Here is a 16,244-nt window from a genome sequence, read left to right as displayed (position 1 = left end):
CCGCGACGACGCGGGGTGTGCGGCCGTAGGCTCCGCGCATGCATGTGATCGTTCTCAACGGCGGCTCCAGCTCCGGCAAGTCGAGCATCGCCCTGCGCCTGCAGGAGCTGCTGCCGGACCCCTGGCTGCACCTCGGCGCGGACACCATGGTCGAGGCGCTGCCGCCGTCGCTGCGCACCGGCGGCGAGGGCATCGGCGGGCTGGAGGACGGGGACGGGACGGTCGAGGTCGGCCCGGTCTTCGCCACCCTGGACGCCGCCTGGACGCTCGGGGTCGCGGCGATGGCCCGGGCCGGGGCCCGGATCGTGGTGGACGAGGTGTTCCTCGGCGGCGCCGCCTCGCAGGCCCGGTGGCGGTCGGCACTGGAGGGCCTGGACGTGCTCTGGGTCGGGGTGCGCTGCGATCCGGCGGTGGCCGCGAAGCGGGAGGCGGCCCGCGGCGACCGGGCGGCCGGGATGGCCGCCGCGCAGGCCTCGCTGGTGCACGAGGGCGTCACGTACGACCTGGTCGTCGACACCTCGCGGGCCTCGGTGGACGACTGCGCCCGGCTCGTCGCCGGGCGGGCAACGTCCGACGGCTGAGGCCGCACCCTCGCTTCCGGAGCCACCGGGGCCGGACCCGTCGCCGCCGCTACAGCGCGAGGGTCTGCCAGCCCCGGGTGATCTGGTCGTGGACGGCCGCCGGGTCCGGCGCCGTCGGCTGGGCCGCCGCCAGCGCCGCCAGCAGGGCCGTGCCGTCCGCCGGGCGCTGTTCGGGGGCCATGGCCAGCGCGCGGGTGACGACGGCGGCGAGCGCCGGGTCGAGGGCCTGGACCGCCGCCAGCGCCGCGGGTTCGGGCCCGGTCTCCACGATCCGGCGGATCACCGCTCCCGTGTTGGTCGCCGCGAACGGGCTGGCGCCGTGCGCCGCGCACACCACGCAGCACGCCCAGGCCCACACGTCGGCCGCCGTACCGACCCGCTCCTCGCCGAACTGCTCCGGCGCCATGTACGTCAGGGTGCCCGGCCCGCCGCCGGTGGCGGTCAGCCGGGTGCCGTCCACGATCGCCGCGATGCCGAAGTCCAGCAGGCGCGGACCGGCCGTGGTCAGCATGATGTTGGCGGGCTTGAGGTCCCGGTGGACGAGCCCCAGGCGGTGCACCCCGGACAGCGCCACGGCCAGCGCCAGCGCGAGGGCCCGCAGCGCCTCGGCGGAGCGGATCGGCCCCTGCTCGCGCAGGTGGGCGTCCAGCGGGCGGCCGTCCAGCAACTCCATGGCCAGGTACGGGCGTCCGGAGTCCACACCGGTGTCGAGCACCCGGGCGGTGTAGGCGCCGGGGACCATCGCCAGCACCTCGGACTCGCGCTGGAAGCGGCGCAACAGGTCGGCGTCGTCGAGGAGTTCGAGGTTGATGGTCTTGAGCGCGACCTGGGTGGCGGAGCCCTGCCGCTGGGCGAGGTAGACCGTGCCCATGCCGCCGGAGCCGATCCGGCCGAGGAGCTGGTAGCCGCCGATCGTGCGGGGCTCGTGAGCACTGAGGGGGCTGCCGACGGGCGGCCTCGGCAGCACCGGCGGGGCGGCCGGGGCAGCCGGCACCGGAGGGGCGGGCTGCCCGAACTGCGTGGGGACGTACGGGGCCTGAGGCGGGGCGTACGGCGTCTGCGGCGGGACGTACGGCGCCCGCGCCGGCGCGGTGGGCACGTACGGGTACGGCGACGCCGGGAGCGCCTGGGCGGCCTGGGCCGCTCGGGCCTCTTCGGCGCGTACCGCCTCCGCGCCGACCGGCCTGGCCCGGCGGCTCGCCGCCATCGCGACGGCCTGGAACACCAGCGCGGCGACGATCAGCCCGACCGGCAGGAGGAACACGGCGAGCACCGCGCGGAGGGCGAGCAGGCCGGCGACCTGGGCCCGGGTCCGGCCGGCCCGCCACAGCCGAGGCGGCATGCCGACGGTCCACAGGTTGCGCTGGGTCAGGCACCAGAGCAGCAGCCAGAGCAGCAGGCAGACGACGAAGGAGGTGATGTACCAGGTCCGCGCCGAGTGGAGGGGCAGGTGCGAGACGATCGTGAGGTACCGCGCGTTGTAGACGTCGAACGACCGCCCCAGCCCCTCGAAGAGGACGCTGCTCCAGGCGCGCAGGACGGCCAGCACTCCCACGGCGGTCAGCAGACCCACCGTCAGTTCGCCGATCGTCGCGCCGGTGCCGCCCCGCGCACCTCCGGCCGGGTCCGCAGCGGCGGCCGCCAACGCCCGGCGGCGCGTTGCCGCTTGGGCACGGACCAGCACCGGCAGCGTCGCCAGCCGCACCAGCAGCGCCACCCCGACCACCACCAGTACCGCGACGTCGAGCGTGTTCAGCATTTCTTCCCCCTGCCTGATCGGGCAGAGGGAGTATAGGCGGGCACCCCCGGGCCCCGGCCCGACCGGGTCCCACCGGTCCTACCGGCTCCTACCGGTCGAGCAGCACGGCGAGGTAGCGGTCGATCTCCTCGCGCAGTTCCTCCGGCATCGGCACGTGCCAGTGCCCGCTGCCGGCCGTGGCGTTGAACAGCACGCCGTCGCACCAGCGGATCAACCGGCGGGCGTCCCCCGTGGGGTCGCCCGAGCCGGAGGCGGCGAGCAGCTCGGCGGCGCGCTGGGCGAAGCGCGCGCCCAGGCGGTCGTAGAGGGTGCGCAGTTCGGGCCTGCGGGTGGCCTCCAGGGCGAGTTCCAGGCGGGCCAGGGTGAGTCGGCGGCCCTCCGTGAGCGCCCGGAAGAGCACCTCGGCGCCGACCTCGGCCAGCAGTTCGCGCGGCGGGACGGCGGCCCGCGGCAGTTCGCCCTCGGCGAGGACCGGGAAGTCGGCGGTCTCCCGCTCGACGATCCGGGTGAGCACGAGCTCCAGCAGGGCGGCCCTGGTCCGGGCGAGATTGGAGGTCGAGCCGGCGGGCAGGCCGGACGCGTCGTCCACGGCGCGGTGGGTGAGCCCGCGCAGGCCGGCGTCGGCGATCAGGTCGATGGCGGCGTCGGCGATCAGGGTCGGGCGCGGGGGTGTCATGGGTCCGATCATGGCCTTTCCAGTCGGGCTCCCCCAACTCACTACAGCCGTAGTTTACGGCTCACTACACATGTAGTAGCGTGCCGGACATCGGACACTACACCTGTAGTGACCGGGTCGCGCGAGAAGAGGAGCCCCCTCATGGGCCTGCACCAGGCGATCGTCATCGGCGGCGGCATCGGCGGCCTCACCGCCGCCCTCGCCCTCCACCGGCAGGGCATCCCCGTACGCGTCCACGAACGCGCCGAATCCCTCGAACCCGTCGGCGCCGGGCTCGCCCTCGCCCCCAACGCCCTGCGCTCCCTCGACCGGCTCGGCGTCGGCGCGCGCCTGCGCGCCCTCGCCGCCCCGCACCCCGCCGTCGGCCTGCGCCACCCCTCCGGCCGCTGGCTCGCCCGCCTCGACACCACGGCCTTCGAGGCCCGCTTCGGCGACACCATCGCCGCCGTCGCCCGCGCCGACGTCATCGCCGCCCTGGTCGACGCGCTCCCGGAGGACACCGTCCGCACCGGCTCGCCCGCCACCCTCGTCACCCCCGGCAGCGCCACCGAGCCCGCCGTCCTGCGCACCGCCGACGGGGAGGAGACCGCCGACCTGGTCGTCGCCGCCGACGGCATCCGCTCCGCGACCCGGGCCCTGCTCTTCCCCCGCCACCCCGGCCCCCGCTACAGCGGCTTCACCACCTGGCGCGCCGTCGTCACCCCCGACCGCCGCCCGGCCGCCGTCGGCGAGGTGTGGGGCCGCGGCCGGCTCGCCGGAGTCGTCCCGCTCGCCGACGGCCGGGTCTACGTCTACGGTGCCGCCCTCGCCCCGGCCGGCGAGCGGGCCGCCGACGGGGACGAGCGGGCCGAACTCCTGCGCCGGTTCGGCGACTGGTGCGCCCCCGTACCGCAGCTGTTCGCCCTGGCCGAGCCCGAACGCGTCCTGCGCCACGACGTCTGGGACCTCGCGGACCCGCTGCCCGCCCACCACCACGGCCGGGTCGCCCTCCTCGGCGACGCCGCCCACGCGATGTGCCCCTTCCAGGGCCAGGGCGCCTGCCAGGCCATCGAGGACGCCGTCGTCCTCGCCTCCCTGCTCACCCCCGCCGCCGACCCGGCCGCCGCCCTGCCCGCCTACACCGCCGCCCGACTCCCCCGCACCACCGCCGTCGTCGCCGCCTCCCGCCGCATCGGCGACCTCGTCGCCCTCCGCTCCCCCGCCGCCACCCTCCTGCGCGACACCGCCCTCACCCTCACCGGCCTCCTCCCCGCCCGCACCCTGCTGAACCGCTCGGCCGCGACCTTCGACTGGCAGCCACCGACCCTGGGCGGAGCGGGGTGAGGGGATCTGCCGCCCCGACTGCGGGGCGGGCGCAGGCGACACACAGAGAGCCGTTGCCTCCGCCTGGAGCCAACGGTCCACAAGACCCCTGGGCGAATGACAGCTCGGGAGAAGCTGTCGAATTCGATCCGCAAGCGCCAACCTCCAACCCGTCCAACACAGTTGGCAAGCTCCCCGGGGTGTGGTGGGGTGAGCCGGTACGGTCGGCGGGTTCCGGCACCGTGCCACCTTGGGGCAGCTTCGGGTACTTCCCCGCAACGCACCCGGGCCCTGGTCTCGTGCCGCCGTTCGTCAGCGCTGGCGAGGAGGCCCCATGTTGGACACACTGGTGACGACGGCGGCCGGGGCGCTTTCAGCCACGGCAGGTGTACTGGTCGGCGGCATCGTCACGCGCCGCGCCCAGGACCGGCACTGGTCCCGGGACCAGCAGCTCGCCGCATACCGGGAACTACTGGGCCACTACGCCGGATTCACAATGGAACTCAGGCGCGCACACGGCGAACGGCGTGGCTGGGACTACGACTGGGGCGCATGGAGTGCGGCCCTGATGCACGCGAGCCTGATCGCACCCAGGGAAGTCGCCGCCGAGCTCGACGAGTTCGGCCGTGCCGTCGAGACCTTCCTCGATCAGGTGGCTCGTAGCCGCGACCCACGAACCGATCCGCTGTCTCCGGACGAGTTCGAGCAGGCTCGGCGGTCGACGACTGCGGCACAGGTCAGGCTGGTCAACGTCATTCGGCGGTCGGTGAGCGGGGACCGGCACGGGATCCCCTTCCCCATCGGCGGGTAGCGGCCCGTGTCGGTGGCGGTTGCGATGATGCGCGCCATGGATGACTCCGGCCGCCGCGCCATTGCCGAGTACTGGGACGCGGCCGCCGCGGCCTTCGACGAGGAGCCCGACCACGGGTTGCGGGCGGGGCCGGTGCGGGCGGCGTGGCTTCGGCGGGTGCGGGGGTGGGTGCCGGGCGGGGCGGCGGACGTGCTGGACGTCGGGTGCGGCACCGGCTCGCTCTCGCTGCTGCTCGCGGCGGACGGGCACCGGGTGACGGGCGTGGACCTGGCGCCGAGGATGGTCCGGCGGGCCAGGGCGAAGCTGGTCGCGGCGGGCCTGACGGCGCGGTTCCTGGTGGGTGACGCGGGCGCGCCGCCGCTCGGGGACGAGAGCTTCGACGTCCTGCTGTCGCGGCACCTGGTCTGGACGCTCCCCGAGCCCGAGCGGGCGCTGCGCGCTTGGGTGCGGCTGCTGCGGCCGGGCGGCCGGCTGGTCCTGGTCGAGGGCCGCTGGCGGGAGACCGGGCAGGCCACCGTCTCGCCGTACCCGGCCGGGGCAGGGCCGCTGCCGTGGGGCGGCGGGGTCGGGGCGGAGGAACTCGCGGCGGCCGTACGGCCGTTGGTCTCCGAGCTGCGGGTCGAGCCGCTCGGCGGGGAGGCCGAGCTGTGGGGCGGTCCAGTGGACGACGAGCGGTACGCGCTGGTCGCACGCCGTTGAGCGGCCCGGTCGGGCGGCCCGATCGGACCTCCCGACCAGACGCCCCGGTCAGACGGGCTGGCCGAAGGTGCCGGTGAGCGGGTCGGAGTGGTGGCAGGCGGCGCAGCGCAGCCGGGTGTAGATCGCCACCGCGCCCATGAAGACGTCCTCGCGCCCGTCGGCCGGGGACGTGGAGGCGGCGGGTTCCCCGCAGTCCAGGCAGACCCGGCGGGGGCGGGCGGCGATCGAGCAGGCGCGGCAGATCAGGTGGGTCGGGTGTTCCGCGTGCACGACGACGGGCTGCGGCCCGCCGTACAGCAGGTGGTCGCACCAGGTGCAGGACTCGTCCCGCTGCGACGCCAGCATCCGGGCGCGGGTCTCCTGCTGCCACTTCGCCGCCTCCTGCAGCGGCACCTTGACCGGCGGCCCCCACCCGGAGGCGGTCAGCCACTGGGCACCCTCGGTGCCGGCGGCCCGCAGCTGGTCGCCGACGGCGATGTCCCTGGGGGTCTTCTCTTTCATCGGGGCCTCTCCTCCGGTGGGCTTCCGCAGGGGATAACGCCGCCGGGACACCGCTGGACACGCCGCCCGCCCCCTCCACCGCGGCACCGGCCCCGGCTCAGAGGAGCGGCTCGGTGTCCCCGTGCGCGATGAGGAGCTTGCGCAGCAGGGCGTCGAGCCGGTTGCGCTCGTCCGCGTCGAGGGCCGAGAGGATGCGCTCCTCGTTGCGGACGTGACCGGCCAGCGCCCCGTCGATCAGCTCCTTGCCGGCCGGGGTGAGGCGGACCAGGACGGCCCGGCGGTCGGTCGGGCAGGGGTTGCGCTCGACCAGTCCCTTGGCGGACAGCCGGTCGACCCGGTTGGTGATGGCCCCGGAGGTGACCATCGCGGACTTGAGCAGCGCGCGGGCGTTGAGCTCGTACGGCTCGCCGGAGCGGCGCAGGGTGGCCAGCACGTCGAACTCGGAGGAGTCCAGGCCGCAGGCGGTGAAGTACTCGCGCAGGGCGTTGTCGACCCGGACGTTGAGCCGTCGCAGCCGGCCGATCAGGGCCATCGGCCCGGCGTCCAGCTCGGGGCGGGCCCGGGCCCACTGCTCGACGATGTCGTCCACGGTGTCGCGCTGCTGCATGCCCGCCGCCCTTCCGGAGCCGTCTGTCCGTAGCCGTCCAGTGTCCACTGCCCACCCGACGTAGATATCTTAACATTCACATACTTGACGTTCGCGGATCCCCGGCGTAGAAATTATCTCAACGTTCAGATAATCAACGTTCAGGGGGACGTCATGGCCGTCATGGACCGCAAGCGCGCGGGGATCGCCGCCACCGCCGCACTCGCCCCGGCCGCGTGGGGCACCACCTACCTCGTCACCACCCAGCTGCTGCCCGACGGCCGCCCGCTGCTGCTCGCCGCGCTCCGCGCGCTCCCGGCCGGACTGCTCCTGCTGCTGATCGGCCGCCGACTTCCCAAGGGGCGTTGGTGGGGGCGCGCGGCCGTGCTCGGGATGCTCAACATCGGACTGTTCTTCCCGCTGATGTTCGTCGGCGCCTACCGCCTGCCCGGCGGCGTCGCCGCCACCATCGGGGCGATCCAGCCGCTGCTCGTCGCCGGGTTCTCGATCGGCGTGCTGCGGGTGCGCCCCGGACGGCGGGCGGTGATCGCCGGACTGGTCGGGGTCGGCGGAGTGGCCCTGCTGGTGCTCAAGAGCGGCGCCCGGCTGGACGGCGTCGGCATCGCCTCGATGGTCGCCGGGATCTCGCTGATGGCCATGGGCACCGTCCTCACCCGCCGCTGGGGCCGCCCCGAGGGCGCCACCCTGCTCGACCTCACCGGCTGGCAGCTCCTGGCCGGCTCGGTCTTCCTCGTCCCGCTCGCCGCCCTGGTCGAGGGCGCACCGCCGGCCCTGAGCGCCGCCAACCTGGCCGGCTTCGCCTACCTCGGCCTGTTCGGCACCGCGCTCGCCTACTCCCTCTGGTTCCGCGGCATCGAGCACCTCGGCGCCGGCCCGGCCTCCTTCCTCGGCCTGATCAACCCGGTCGTCGCCACCCTCGGCGGCCTCCTCGTCCTCGGCCAGACCCTCACCCCCTGGCAGGTCCTCGGCCTCCTCCTCGCCCTCGCCGCCATGCTCGTCGGCCAGGCCCCCACCCGCCGCACCCCGACCCCGGCCCCGGCCACCACCCCCTCCACAGCCGCAGCCGAGCCCCCCACCCCCCGCCCCGAACCGGCCACCGCCGCCCGCTGACCAGCCCCTCCCGAACGCCCGCGCCCCGCCGAGTCCCTCCTGGCGGGGCGCAGGCGCGTCCGGAGGCCGGCGCGGAGCGGCGGGTGAGCGTGGACGGCCAGGGTCAGCCGGTGGCGCGGATGTAGATGTCGGCGGCGCCGGGGAGGCCGCCGGAGATGGTGGCGACGTAGATGCGGCGGGCCGTGGGGGCGTGGGTGGGGAGGGCGGTGGGGCTGGGGGTGGGGGTCCAGGTGGGGCTCGGGGCGGGGTCGTCGGGGGTGGGCTCGTCCGGGGCGGCGGGCTCGTCCGGGACGGGGTCCGGGGCGGGGGCGACCACGGGGGCCGGGTCGGCGGGGTCGGCGGGCTCGGCGAGGGGGTCGTCGGACTCCGGGACGGGGGTGGCCTCCGGGGACGGGCTCTCGGCGGGAGCGGGGGTGGCCGAGGGGGAGGGGGTGGCGACGGGCGGCGGCGGGGAGTCGGGGAGTTCCGGGGCCTCGGCCGGCTCGTCGCCGCCGAGGGCGGCGAGCAGGTCGGCGGGGAGCGGGGCGACCGGGCCGGGCGCGGGGAGGTCGTAGGCGCTGAGGAAGTCGCCGAGACCGGGGGCCCGGCCGCCGCCGAGGCGGTAGTGCAGGTAGGCGACCGGGGCGCCGTCGGAGGTGTGGGTGTAGACGGCGCCGACCGGGACGTAGAAGCGGCCGACGCCGGGGTGCTGGGAGGGGTGGAGCCCGGCCAGGCGTTCGGCGCGGTCGCGGTCGGTCTCGCGGCCGGTGCCGCCGGCGGTGAGCGCGTTGACGCCGCGCACCACGAGGGCGGCGGCGACGGACACGCACAGCACCAGCCCGACGGCGACGGTGCGCCGCAGGACCGGGCGGCCGTGCAGGGCTGGCCACGAGTCGGTCACCGTGCGCTCGGGTGGGATGCCGTCCACGGTTGTCTTGCTCCCCCGTTCGGTCAGAACGCTCGATCAGGACGTCTGATCAGGACATTTGTTCGAGGTGCCTGATCGGGACGTCACACTCTGCTCGACGTGGGACGGTAGCCGAGAGTTCCTCAGCCCAGGTAGGCGGGGGCGACCGCGGCCTTGGTGACCGACTCCGCGCGGCCCGAACCGTCCGCCGGGACGGTCCACAGGTCGGCGCCGTAGTCGCCGGGCAGGGCGTAGACCAGGGTGCCGGCGCCGGACCAGAGCGCCTGGTCGTCGATGTTGCGCTGCTCGGCGGTGGCGGTCTCGGTCATGGTGGCGAGGTCGAGCACGTACAGCCGCCACGGGGCGTCGGCGGGCAGGCCGGGGACGCGCTTCTTGTAGGCGACGCGGGTGCCGTCCGGGGAGAGCGAGGGGCACTCGACGTTGCCGTGCAGGGCGGTGAGGGTGCGGGCGGTGAGGTCGCCGCGGACGAGGTGGGTCTGCCCGGCGCTGGCGAGGGTGGCGTAGAAGGTGGTGTCGTCGGCGAAGGTGACGCCCCAGATGTTGATGTCGTGCGCCTGGTACGGGCGGCCGTCCAGGACGACCGCGAAGTCCTCCAGGTTCTCCCGCAGGTTCCAGTCCCGGACGTCCACGATCGAGGTGCGGGTGGAGAAGTCGCTGCCCGCGTACGAGTCGCCGCTGACGAAGACCGTCCAGGCGGCGAGGTGCCCGGACGGCGAGACCCGGGAGCGGGTGGGGATGCCGGCCGCCGGGAACGAGCGGAGCTCGCGCAGGTGGTCGTCCAGGACGACGGCGCGGTAGGTGTCCTCCAGCGCGCCGTGCTGGGCCTGGAGGCAGATGCCGGTGCCGGCGGCGGCGTGGAAGCGCAGGCACTGGACGCCCGAGGCGGTGCGCGGGCCGTCCGGGTGGTCGGCGGCGACGGTGGTGATCTCGTCCCGGTGCGGGCCCCAGGCCATGTTGCGGAACAACAGCTGTCGTCCGCCGGACTGCACCTGTAGTGACACCGGGCCGGACGCGACGGACGGCCCGCCGGGCTGGGCCTGGTCCCGGCGGGCGGTGCGGTCGGCGGCGTAGAGGACGGCCCCGGTGCCGACCGCGCCGAGCAGCACGACGGCGACCAGCAGGATGATCACCCTGGTCCGGTTCCGCAGGTTCATCGGCTCTTCTCCTCCGGGGGCTTCACGACGACGGGTTCGGACGGGTGCGGCACCGCCGCGGCGGAGGGCTCGGACCGGCGCAGCACCGCCGCCGCGCCGAGCACGCACAGCGCCAGCGCCCCCGCCGACCAGCCCAGCGCCGCCGAGCCGCCGACCGCGCTCCACAGCGCGCCGAACAGCAGCGAGCAGGCGAACCGGGCCAGCGCCTGCCCGGTGCCGACCAGGGCGAGCCCGGCGCCGCGCTGCTCGGCGGGTACGGCGTCGGCGGCCGCCGCGGCGAGCACGCCGTCGGTGGCCGCGTAGAAGGCGCCGTGCAGCGCCAGCACGCAGAGCACCGCCGGCAGCCCCCGCAGCGGCGAGAGCAGCAGCCCGTACGCGAGCAGCAGCACCCCGTGCCCGGCGAGGAAGAGCCGGTGGCGGCCGATCCGGTCGGCGAGCGCGCCGAGCGGGACGGCGAGCAGCAGGAAGGCCGCGGCGGTGCCCAGCGGCAGCAGCGGGAACAGGTCGACGGGCAGGTCCAGTCGGCGCTGGACCAGCAGGTAGAGGAATGAGTCGCTGACGGTGGTGAGGCCGAGCAGGACGGCGCAGAGCGTCAGCCGGCGCAGCCCCGGCAGCCGCAGCAAGGTGAGGCTAGCGCGCAGCGAGGGGGCGGGCGCCGAGGCGTCGTCGCCCTGCTGCCGGTTCGGCACGAACAGCAGCAGGATCAGCACGCCGAGCGCCGCGACGCACGAGCTGACCGTGAACACCGCGTCGTAGCCGTGCCGTTCGCCGCCGTCGGCGAGCAGCGGGCCGCCGGCCAGCCGCAGCACCAGGAAGGCGGTGAGCGGGCCGAGCAGGGCCCCGGCCGTGTCCATCGCCCGGTGCACCCCGAACGCCCGGCCGCGGTGGGCGGGTTCGGTGGCGAGCGAGATCATCGCGTCCCGGGGCGCGGTGCGCAGGCCCTTGCCGGTGCGGTCGACGGCGATCACGGCACCGATCAGCGGCACGGTGTGGACGAACAGCAGCAGCGGCCGGCACAGCGCGGACAGCCCGTACCCGACGGCCGCGACGGCCTTGTGGCGGGCGGCGCCGTCGCGGCCGCGGCGGTCCGAGAGGTGGCCGCCGACCAGCCGGACCAGCGCGCTGAAGCCGTTCTGGATGCCGTCGAGCAGGCCGAAGCCGAGCGGGGAGAGGCCGAGCCCGGTGAGCAGGTAGAGCGGGAGGACGGCGGTGACCATCTCGGAGGAGATGTCGGTGACCAGGCTGACCGTGCCGAGGGCGAGGACCGCCCCCGGCACGGCGCCCCGCCGCGCCCGCCCAGCGGCCGGCGCGGGGGCCGCCCCGAGGGGGGCCGCGTCGGCGTCGGTCGGGGCGGCGGGGGCCTTCGAGCTGCGGGAGTCCGCGACGTACACGGGCGTCAGTTCCAGATTCCGGTGATGTCGGCGGCGCCGGCCGAGTTGCCCGCGTGGGCGTTGGCCCCGGCCAGGTCCTCCAGGGTGTGCAGCACGTCGTAGTGGTTGTACGTGGTGGCGGTGCTGCTGCCGGGGGCGACGTGGGCGCCGTAGACGAGGGTCGGGATGCGGTTGCCGGACAGCTTGTTGTCCTCGTCGAAGGTGAGCAGGAGCAGGCTGTTGTGGCTCTTCGCCCACTGCGCGTACCCGTCGAGGTTGGCCTGGAGCCAGGAGTCGCCGGTGCCGACGGAGCAGTCGTGCATGTCGTCGCAGAGGTCCGGGACGACGAAGGAGACCTTCGGCAGGGTGCTGTAGTCGCTCGGGAACGCGTCCATGCCGTACGCGCTGGAGGTGGGCACGTTGCCGAAGCCGAACCACGGGTTGTGCTTCTGGGCGTAGTTGCCGCTGCTGCAGTCGGTGGCGCCGGGGCCGGGCAGGCCCTCGTTGTAGCTGGCCCAGGTCTGGCCGGCGCCGATCAGCTCGGACGCGAGGTTGGGCTGCTGCAGGGCGCCGACGTCCACGCAGCCGTCGTCCACGATGCCCTGGGAGCTGCCGGAGAACAGCATGTAGTAGTTGGGCTGGCTGGGGTGGGTGAGCGCGTAGGACTGGGTCAGCGTCGCGCCGCCGGCCACCAGGGTGGTGTTGATGTACGGGGCCTTGGAGCTGCCGATCACCTGGGAGTAGGCGTGGTTCTCCAGGACGACGACGACCACGTGGTCGGGCGCGGGCAGGCCGGCGGCGGCGCCCGCGGCGGTGTCGGCGGCCGCGCTGCCGCCGGCGGCCCAGAGGCCGAGCGAGCCGGCGACCAGGCCGAGGCCGGCGGCCAGCGCGGTGAGCGGACGCAGCGGGCGCGGCCGGCGGCGGCCGGGGCGCGGGAGGGGGGCGACGGCGGAAGAGGGGGTGCCGGGGGTGCGCAGTCGTGCGAAGGCCATGGGGTCCTCCGGATGTCGGGGCTTCCTGGCGGGAGCGCCGAGAACAGTAGGAGTGCCGCGGTGACGTGTACCGCACAAGACAAGTGAAGAACAGGCGAACAGCTGCCGCGCCCCGGCGGACCGGCGGCGTCGGGAAGAGCATCGGGAAGGGCGTCGGGAAGGGCGTCGGGAGCGGCGACGGCACCGGCGTCGGATCTCACACCCGCCGCGATTGACCCGTTCCGCCCGGGCGTGGTGGGATCACCGGAGCTTGGGACGAAAGGGTGCGGCACGTGAGCGGACTGGTCGCCGTCGTCCCCCGCACCCTGGTGGTCGGGATCGGTGCGAGCAGCGGCGCCGAGCGGACCGAGGTGCTGCGGCTGCTGACGGACACCCTCCGGGAGGCCGGGCTGGACCGCTCCGAGGTGGCCCGGCTGGCCACCGTGGCGGGCAAGGCGGACCACCCGGCGGTGCGCTGGGCGGCCGACCACCTCACCGGCATACCCGTGGACGAGCACCCGCCCGAGGCGCTCGCGGGCGTGCCGGTACCGAACCCCTCCGCCGCCGTCGGTACGGCCGTCGGCACCGCGAGCGTGGCCGAGGCCGCGGCGCTGGCGAGCGCGCCGGGGGGCCGGCTCGTGGTCACCAAGCGGAAGTCGGCGCGGGCCACGGTCGCGATCGCCCGGGCGGCGGCGCACGGACGGCTCGCGCCGCTCGACCTCGGCGACGACCCGCGGCCCGCCGCGCCACCCGGCCCGTAGAACCGCATCACGTCCACCACCAGTCGCGACCACCCGAACCAGCCGCACCACCCAGCGAGGAGACCCCGCGTGACCGCCCCCGAACCCGACCTGCGCCACCACGGCGACGCCGAGGTGCGCGCCGACGGGCTCGGCCTGGTCGACCTCGCCGTCAACGTCCGCACCGGCACTCCCCCCGCCTGGCTGCGTGAGCACCTCGCGGCCACCCTCGGCGACCTCGCCGCCTACCCCGACCAGAGCGCCGCGCGCGCCGCCGTGGCCGCCCGGCACGCCCGCCCGGTCGAGGAGGTGCTGCTCACCTCGGGGGCGGCGGAGGCCTTCGTCCTGCTGGCGCGCGTACTGACGCCACGTCACATCGTCGTGGTGCACCCCCAGTTCACCGAGCCGGAGGCGGCCCTGCGGGACGCCGGACACCACGTGCACCGGGTACTGCTCTCCCCCGGGGACGGCTTCCGGCTGGGCGCCGTCCCCGAGGAGGCGGACCTGGTCGTCCTCGGCAACCCGACCAACCCGACCTCCGTGCTGCACCCCGCCGAGGCCGTCGCCGCACTGGCCCGGCCGGGGCGCACCCTGGTGGTGGACGAGGCGTTCATGGACACCGTCCCGGGCGAGCGGGAGTCCCTCGCCTCCGCCCGGGACCTGCCCGGCCGGGTCGTCGTGCTGCGCAGCCTCACCAAGACCTGGGGGCTGGCCGGACTGCGGATCGGCTACGTGCTCGGGCCCGCACCGCTGATCGCCGACCTCGGCGCCGCCCAGCCGCTCTGGCCGGTCTCCACCCCGGCGCTGGCCGCCGCCGAGGCGTGCAGCGGCCCGGCGGCGCTCGCCGAGGCGGAGCTGGCGGCGGCCGAACTGGCGCTCTGGCGCGAGCACTTGGTGAAGGGCCTGGCCGCCTTCCCGTCGGTGCGGCTGTACGGCGAACCGGCCGCCTCCTTCGTCCTGGTACGGCTGCCCGACGCGGCGGCGGTCCGGCGGCGGCTGCGCGAGCACGGCTTCGCCGTCCGGCGCGGGGACACCTTCCCGGGGCTGGGCGAGGAGTGGCTGCGGATCGCCGTCCGGGACGAGGCGACCACCGACCGGTTCCTCAACGCCCTTGAGGCCGTGCTCGGTTCGGCCTGACCGGCGCAACACCAGCCCAGCCCCGGCCGCCGTCCGCCCGCCCGCCCGTCAGGACGGGCGGACGGGCAGGCGGACGGACGCACGACAGCCCACCCCCGGCCGACCCGGCGAGCGCTACTGGAGCCCGAGCGCCTCCGCCGCCAGGGCGGTGCCCTTCACGCGGGCCGCGATCTTGGCGAAGGCGGTGTCCCGCGAGGTGGAGGCGTCGTCTGCGAACGGCGAGAATCCGCAGTCGTCGGTCGTGCCGAGCTGGTCGACCGGGATGTGCCGGGCTGCGGCCAGCACCCGGTCGCGCACCTCCTCCGGGGTCTCCACCCTGGGGTCGATCGGGTCGGTCACTCCGACGAACACCCGGATTCCGGGGCGGAGTTGATCCGCGATGACGGCGAGCACGCGGTCGGGGTCGGCCTCGCTCGCCAGCTGCACGTAGAAGTTGCCGACCCTGAGCCGGAAGAGCTTCGGCAGCAGCTCGGCGTAGTCGACGTCCAGGCTGTGGGTGGAGTCCTGGTCCCCGCCCGGGCAGGTGTGCACGCCGAGGCGGGCCCGCTCCTCCTCGGCGAACCGGTCGAGCACCTGGTTGTTGAGGGCCACGAAGTCGTCCAGCAGAGTGCCCGACGGGTCCAGCTTGAGCGACAACCGGGCCTCGGTGAAGTCGAGTTGGACGACGTGGGCGCCCGCGTCCAGGCAGCCGCGAATGTCGGCCTCGGCCTCGTCGGCCAGGTCCTCCAGGAAGTTCTCGCGCGAGTACCCGTCGATGCCGTCGGCGGGGTAGAGCAGGCTGAGCGCGGAGGGTGCGATGACGGCCTGCTTGACGGGCCGCGAGGTGTGCCGCAGGGCGTCGCGCAGATAGGTCTCGGCACGGACCCGGTACCGGAAGGGTCCGGCGGTCAGCCGCGGCAGCTGCCGGGTGTGTCCGTCGGCGAAGGGGATGACGGCGCCGTCCCCGGCGAGGGAGGTCAGCCCGGCGAGGGGGTACGTGACGAAGCTCGGCTTCGCCTGCTCGCCGTCCACCAGGACGGGGCAGCCGAGCTCCGCCAGCCTGGCCAGGGTGTCGGCGGTGGCCTCGTCCTGCAGCTTCTTCAGGTCGGCGTCGGACAGCCGCCCCTCGGCGTGTTCGGTCAGGGCGTTCAGCAGAGTGCTCGGCCGGGGGATGCTGCCGATGGGCTCCGTGAGAATGGTCATGACGGGACGGTAGAAAGGGCGGCGCCCCGAGCACAACGGGGCGCTCGGCGCACTCCGCTCGACCGTTCACACCTCGCGCGCCCTGCCCTTCTCCGTTCACGCCCCTGGAACAGCACACCCCTCCGCCCAATCCCGTAGCGTGGCGAAGTCGTCGGCGAGCAGGCCGAGTCGGGGGTTGACGTGCAGGGCGAGCGCCGGGCCGGGGTGGTTCGCCTCGATCCACTCCTCGTCCCGCGGGCCGAGTTCGTCGTCCACCCAGACGAACGGGCGCCCGGCGGCCCAGGCGACCACGTCCCTGGTCTTCCAGTGCAGCCCGTCCCGCGCCTCGCCGAACAGGTCGGACCAGCTGATGTACGGGAGTTCGGGCAGGCCCAGGTGCGGGCCTATGTGGGTGTTCGCGTCGCCCATCCAGCCGGTGGCCCACACCAGTTCGTAGGGCAGTGCCAGCAGTTCCGCGCCGTGCGAGGGGTTGAGCCAGACCCGCAGCGGCTTGACCCGGACGGCGGGGGGCTTGGCGTGCCTGGCGCGGGTCGCCTGCCGGGCCTGGACCGCCGCCAGGTGCTCCTGCTTCGCCACCCACCAGGAGGGGCGCAGCCGGTGGGTGGCGTAGCCCTCGGGCCTCCGCTTCGGCGCGGCGTAGGGGTTGAGCGGTCCGTCCACGTCGAGGAGGAGCAGGGGCTGCTGGGTCATGCCATGAATTCTCGGTCCGGCGGGGGCGCTTGACCAGCGGTTTGCGG

At 75.2% G+C, this 16,244-nt stretch carries 17 protein-coding genes; 7 read left to right on the top strand and 10 right to left on the bottom strand.

Annotation, left to right across the window (positions count from 1 at the left end; genetic code table 11):
- The first annotated feature begins 44 nt into the window (after positions 1 to 44).
- Entirely contained in the window at positions 45 to 581 is a 537-nt protein-coding gene (gene cpt / locus ACFCY1_RS02985; protein ID WP_074001628.1) for a chloramphenicol phosphotransferase CPT, read from the top strand.
- 49 nt (positions 582 to 630) lie between these two features.
- Here the strand turns inward: cpt and ACFCY1_RS02980 are convergent, their stop codons facing one another.
- Entirely contained in the window at positions 631 to 2,340 is a 1,710-nt protein-coding gene (locus ACFCY1_RS02980) for a serine/threonine-protein kinase (RefSeq protein WP_375873281.1), read from the bottom strand.
- A gap of 88 nt (positions 2,341 to 2,428) precedes the next feature.
- Positions 2,429 to 3,016, bottom strand: a complete 588-nt coding sequence (locus ACFCY1_RS02975) for a TetR/AcrR family transcriptional regulator (protein WP_181970709.1) — start codon at positions 3,014 to 3,016, stop codon at positions 2,429 to 2,431.
- 141 nt (positions 3,017 to 3,157) lie between these two features.
- On the opposite strand from ACFCY1_RS02975, the gene ACFCY1_RS02970 reads away from it, so the two are divergent.
- The 3 genes from ACFCY1_RS02970 to ACFCY1_RS02960 all read left to right on the top strand — a co-directional run bounded on the left by ACFCY1_RS02970 (position 3,158) and on the right by ACFCY1_RS02960 (position 5,828).
- Entirely contained in the window at positions 3,158 to 4,339 is a 1,182-nt protein-coding gene (locus ACFCY1_RS02970) for an FAD-dependent monooxygenase (RefSeq protein WP_375873280.1), read from the top strand.
- 313 nt (positions 4,340 to 4,652) lie between these two features.
- Positions 4,653 to 5,129, top strand: coding sequence for a hypothetical protein (locus tag ACFCY1_RS02965; RefSeq protein ID WP_375873279.1), 477 nt, complete (start codon positions 4,653 to 4,655; stop codon positions 5,127 to 5,129).
- Between the two features lie 27 nt (positions 5,130 to 5,156).
- A complete protein-coding gene (locus tag ACFCY1_RS02960) occupies positions 5,157 to 5,828 on the top strand; it encodes a class I SAM-dependent methyltransferase (protein WP_375873278.1) in 672 nt (223 codons plus the stop codon).
- Between the two features lie 48 nt (positions 5,829 to 5,876).
- Here ACFCY1_RS02960 and ACFCY1_RS02955 read toward each other — a convergent pair whose 3' ends face one another.
- Together ACFCY1_RS02955 and ACFCY1_RS02950 are read right to left on the bottom strand one after the other, a co-directional pair.
- Positions 5,877 to 6,329 carry a hypothetical protein gene (locus tag ACFCY1_RS02955; protein WP_049655346.1) on the bottom strand — a complete coding sequence of 151 codons (453 nt, stop codon included), beginning with the start codon at positions 6,327 to 6,329 and terminating at the stop codon, positions 5,877 to 5,879.
- A 97-nt stretch (positions 6,330 to 6,426) separates the two neighbouring features.
- Positions 6,427 to 6,936: a MarR family winged helix-turn-helix transcriptional regulator gene (locus ACFCY1_RS02950; protein WP_375873277.1), complete on the bottom strand. Its 510-nt coding sequence runs from the start codon at positions 6,934 to 6,936 to the stop codon at positions 6,427 to 6,429.
- A 162-nt stretch (positions 6,937 to 7,098) separates the two neighbouring features.
- On the opposite strand from ACFCY1_RS02950, the gene ACFCY1_RS02945 reads away from it, so the two are divergent.
- Complete coding sequence (locus ACFCY1_RS02945) at positions 7,099 to 8,046, top strand: EamA family transporter (RefSeq protein ID WP_375873313.1); 948 nt, start codon at positions 7,099 to 7,101, stop codon at positions 8,044 to 8,046.
- Positions 8,047 to 8,149: 103 nt separating this feature from the next.
- Here the strand turns inward: ACFCY1_RS02945 and ACFCY1_RS02940 are convergent, their stop codons facing one another.
- The 4 genes from ACFCY1_RS02940 to ACFCY1_RS02925 all read right to left on the bottom strand — a co-directional run bounded on the left by ACFCY1_RS02940 (position 8,150) and on the right by ACFCY1_RS02925 (position 12,469).
- Positions 8,150 to 8,953, bottom strand: a complete 804-nt coding sequence (locus ACFCY1_RS02940) for a hypothetical protein (RefSeq protein ID WP_375873276.1) — start codon at positions 8,951 to 8,953, stop codon at positions 8,150 to 8,152.
- A 122-nt stretch (positions 8,954 to 9,075) separates the two neighbouring features.
- Positions 9,076 to 10,107, bottom strand: a complete 1,032-nt coding sequence (locus ACFCY1_RS02935) for a TolB family protein (RefSeq protein WP_375873275.1) — start codon at positions 10,105 to 10,107, stop codon at positions 9,076 to 9,078.
- The gene (locus ACFCY1_RS02930) at positions 10,104 to 11,498 is read right to left on the bottom strand and encodes an MFS transporter (RefSeq protein WP_375873274.1); all 1,395 of its coding nucleotides are present in this window, start codon (positions 11,496 to 11,498) and stop codon (positions 10,104 to 10,106) included. The genes ACFCY1_RS02935 and ACFCY1_RS02930 overlap by 4 nt, the downstream gene beginning before the upstream one ends.
- Before the next feature lie 5 nt (positions 11,499 to 11,503).
- Entirely contained in the window at positions 11,504 to 12,469 is a 966-nt protein-coding gene (locus ACFCY1_RS02925) for an alkaline phosphatase family protein (RefSeq protein ID WP_375873273.1), read from the bottom strand.
- 272 nt (positions 12,470 to 12,741) lie between these two features.
- Between ACFCY1_RS02925 and ACFCY1_RS02920 the strand changes: the two genes are divergently transcribed.
- On the top strand, positions 12,742 to 13,209 hold the full coding sequence (locus ACFCY1_RS02920) for a cobalamin biosynthesis protein (protein ID WP_375873272.1): 468 nt from the start codon (positions 12,742 to 12,744) through the stop codon (positions 13,207 to 13,209).
- Positions 13,210 to 13,278: 69 nt separating this feature from the next.
- Complete coding sequence (gene cobC, locus ACFCY1_RS02915) at positions 13,279 to 14,325, top strand: Rv2231c family pyridoxal phosphate-dependent protein CobC (RefSeq protein ID WP_375873271.1); 1,047 nt, start codon at positions 13,279 to 13,281, stop codon at positions 14,323 to 14,325.
- A gap of 114 nt (positions 14,326 to 14,439) precedes the next feature.
- Here the strand turns inward: cobC and ACFCY1_RS02910 are convergent, their stop codons facing one another.
- Together ACFCY1_RS02910 and ACFCY1_RS02905 are read right to left on the bottom strand one after the other, a co-directional pair.
- Positions 14,440 to 15,507, bottom strand: coding sequence for a cobalamin-independent methionine synthase II family protein (locus tag ACFCY1_RS02910; protein WP_375873270.1), 1,068 nt, complete (start codon positions 15,505 to 15,507; stop codon positions 14,440 to 14,442).
- A gap of 96 nt (positions 15,508 to 15,603) precedes the next feature.
- Positions 15,604 to 16,197 carry a hypothetical protein gene (locus tag ACFCY1_RS02905; RefSeq protein ID WP_049656658.1) on the bottom strand — a complete coding sequence of 198 codons (594 nt, stop codon included), beginning with the start codon at positions 16,195 to 16,197 and terminating at the stop codon, positions 15,604 to 15,606.
- Between the last annotated feature and the right edge of the window lie 47 nt (positions 16,198 to 16,244).

The sequence above is a fragment of the Kitasatospora sp. NPDC056273 genome, assembly GCF_042268845.1.
Lineage (GTDB): Bacteria > Actinomycetota > Actinomycetes > Streptomycetales > Streptomycetaceae > Kitasatospora.
The sequence above is the reverse complement of the archived record's forward strand: the minus strand, read 5'-3'. Positions and strand labels throughout refer to the sequence as shown.

What these genes read in the sequence shown, in the direction of transcription:
- ACFCY1_RS02980 (WP_375873281.1), bottom strand. Translation starts at nt 2,340, where the DNA reads ATGCTGAACACGCTCGACGTCGCGGTACTGGTGGTGGTCGGGGTGGCG.
- ACFCY1_RS02975 (WP_181970709.1), bottom strand. Translation starts at nt 3,016, where the DNA reads ATGACACCCCCGCGCCCGACCCTGATCGCCGACGCCGCCATCGACCTG.
- ACFCY1_RS02970 (WP_375873280.1), top strand. Translation starts at nt 3,158, where the DNA reads ATGGGCCTGCACCAGGCGATCGTCATCGGCGGCGGCATCGGCGGCCTC.
- ACFCY1_RS02965 (WP_375873279.1), top strand. Translation starts at nt 4,653, where the DNA reads ATGTTGGACACACTGGTGACGACGGCGGCCGGGGCGCTTTCAGCCACG.
- ACFCY1_RS02960 (WP_375873278.1), top strand. Translation starts at nt 5,157, where the DNA reads ATGCGCGCCATGGATGACTCCGGCCGCCGCGCCATTGCCGAGTACTGG.
- ACFCY1_RS02955 (WP_049655346.1), bottom strand. Translation starts at nt 6,329, where the DNA reads ATGAAAGAGAAGACCCCCAGGGACATCGCCGTCGGCGACCAGCTGCGG.
- ACFCY1_RS02950 (WP_375873277.1), bottom strand. Translation starts at nt 6,936, where the DNA reads ATGCAGCAGCGCGACACCGTGGACGACATCGTCGAGCAGTGGGCCCGG.
- ACFCY1_RS02945 (WP_375873313.1), top strand. Translation starts at nt 7,099, where the DNA reads ATGGACCGCAAGCGCGCGGGGATCGCCGCCACCGCCGCACTCGCCCCG.
- ACFCY1_RS02935 (WP_375873275.1), bottom strand. Translation starts at nt 10,107, where the DNA reads ATGAACCTGCGGAACCGGACCAGGGTGATCATCCTGCTGGTCGCCGTC.
- ACFCY1_RS02925 (WP_375873273.1), bottom strand. Translation starts at nt 12,469, where the DNA reads ATGGCCTTCGCACGACTGCGCACCCCCGGCACCCCCTCTTCCGCCGTC.
- ACFCY1_RS02910 (WP_375873270.1), bottom strand. Translation starts at nt 15,507, where the DNA reads ATGACCATTCTCACGGAGCCCATCGGCAGCATCCCCCGGCCGAGCACT.
- ACFCY1_RS02905 (WP_049656658.1), bottom strand. Translation starts at nt 16,197, where the DNA reads ATGACCCAGCAGCCCCTGCTCCTCCTCGACGTGGACGGACCGCTCAAC.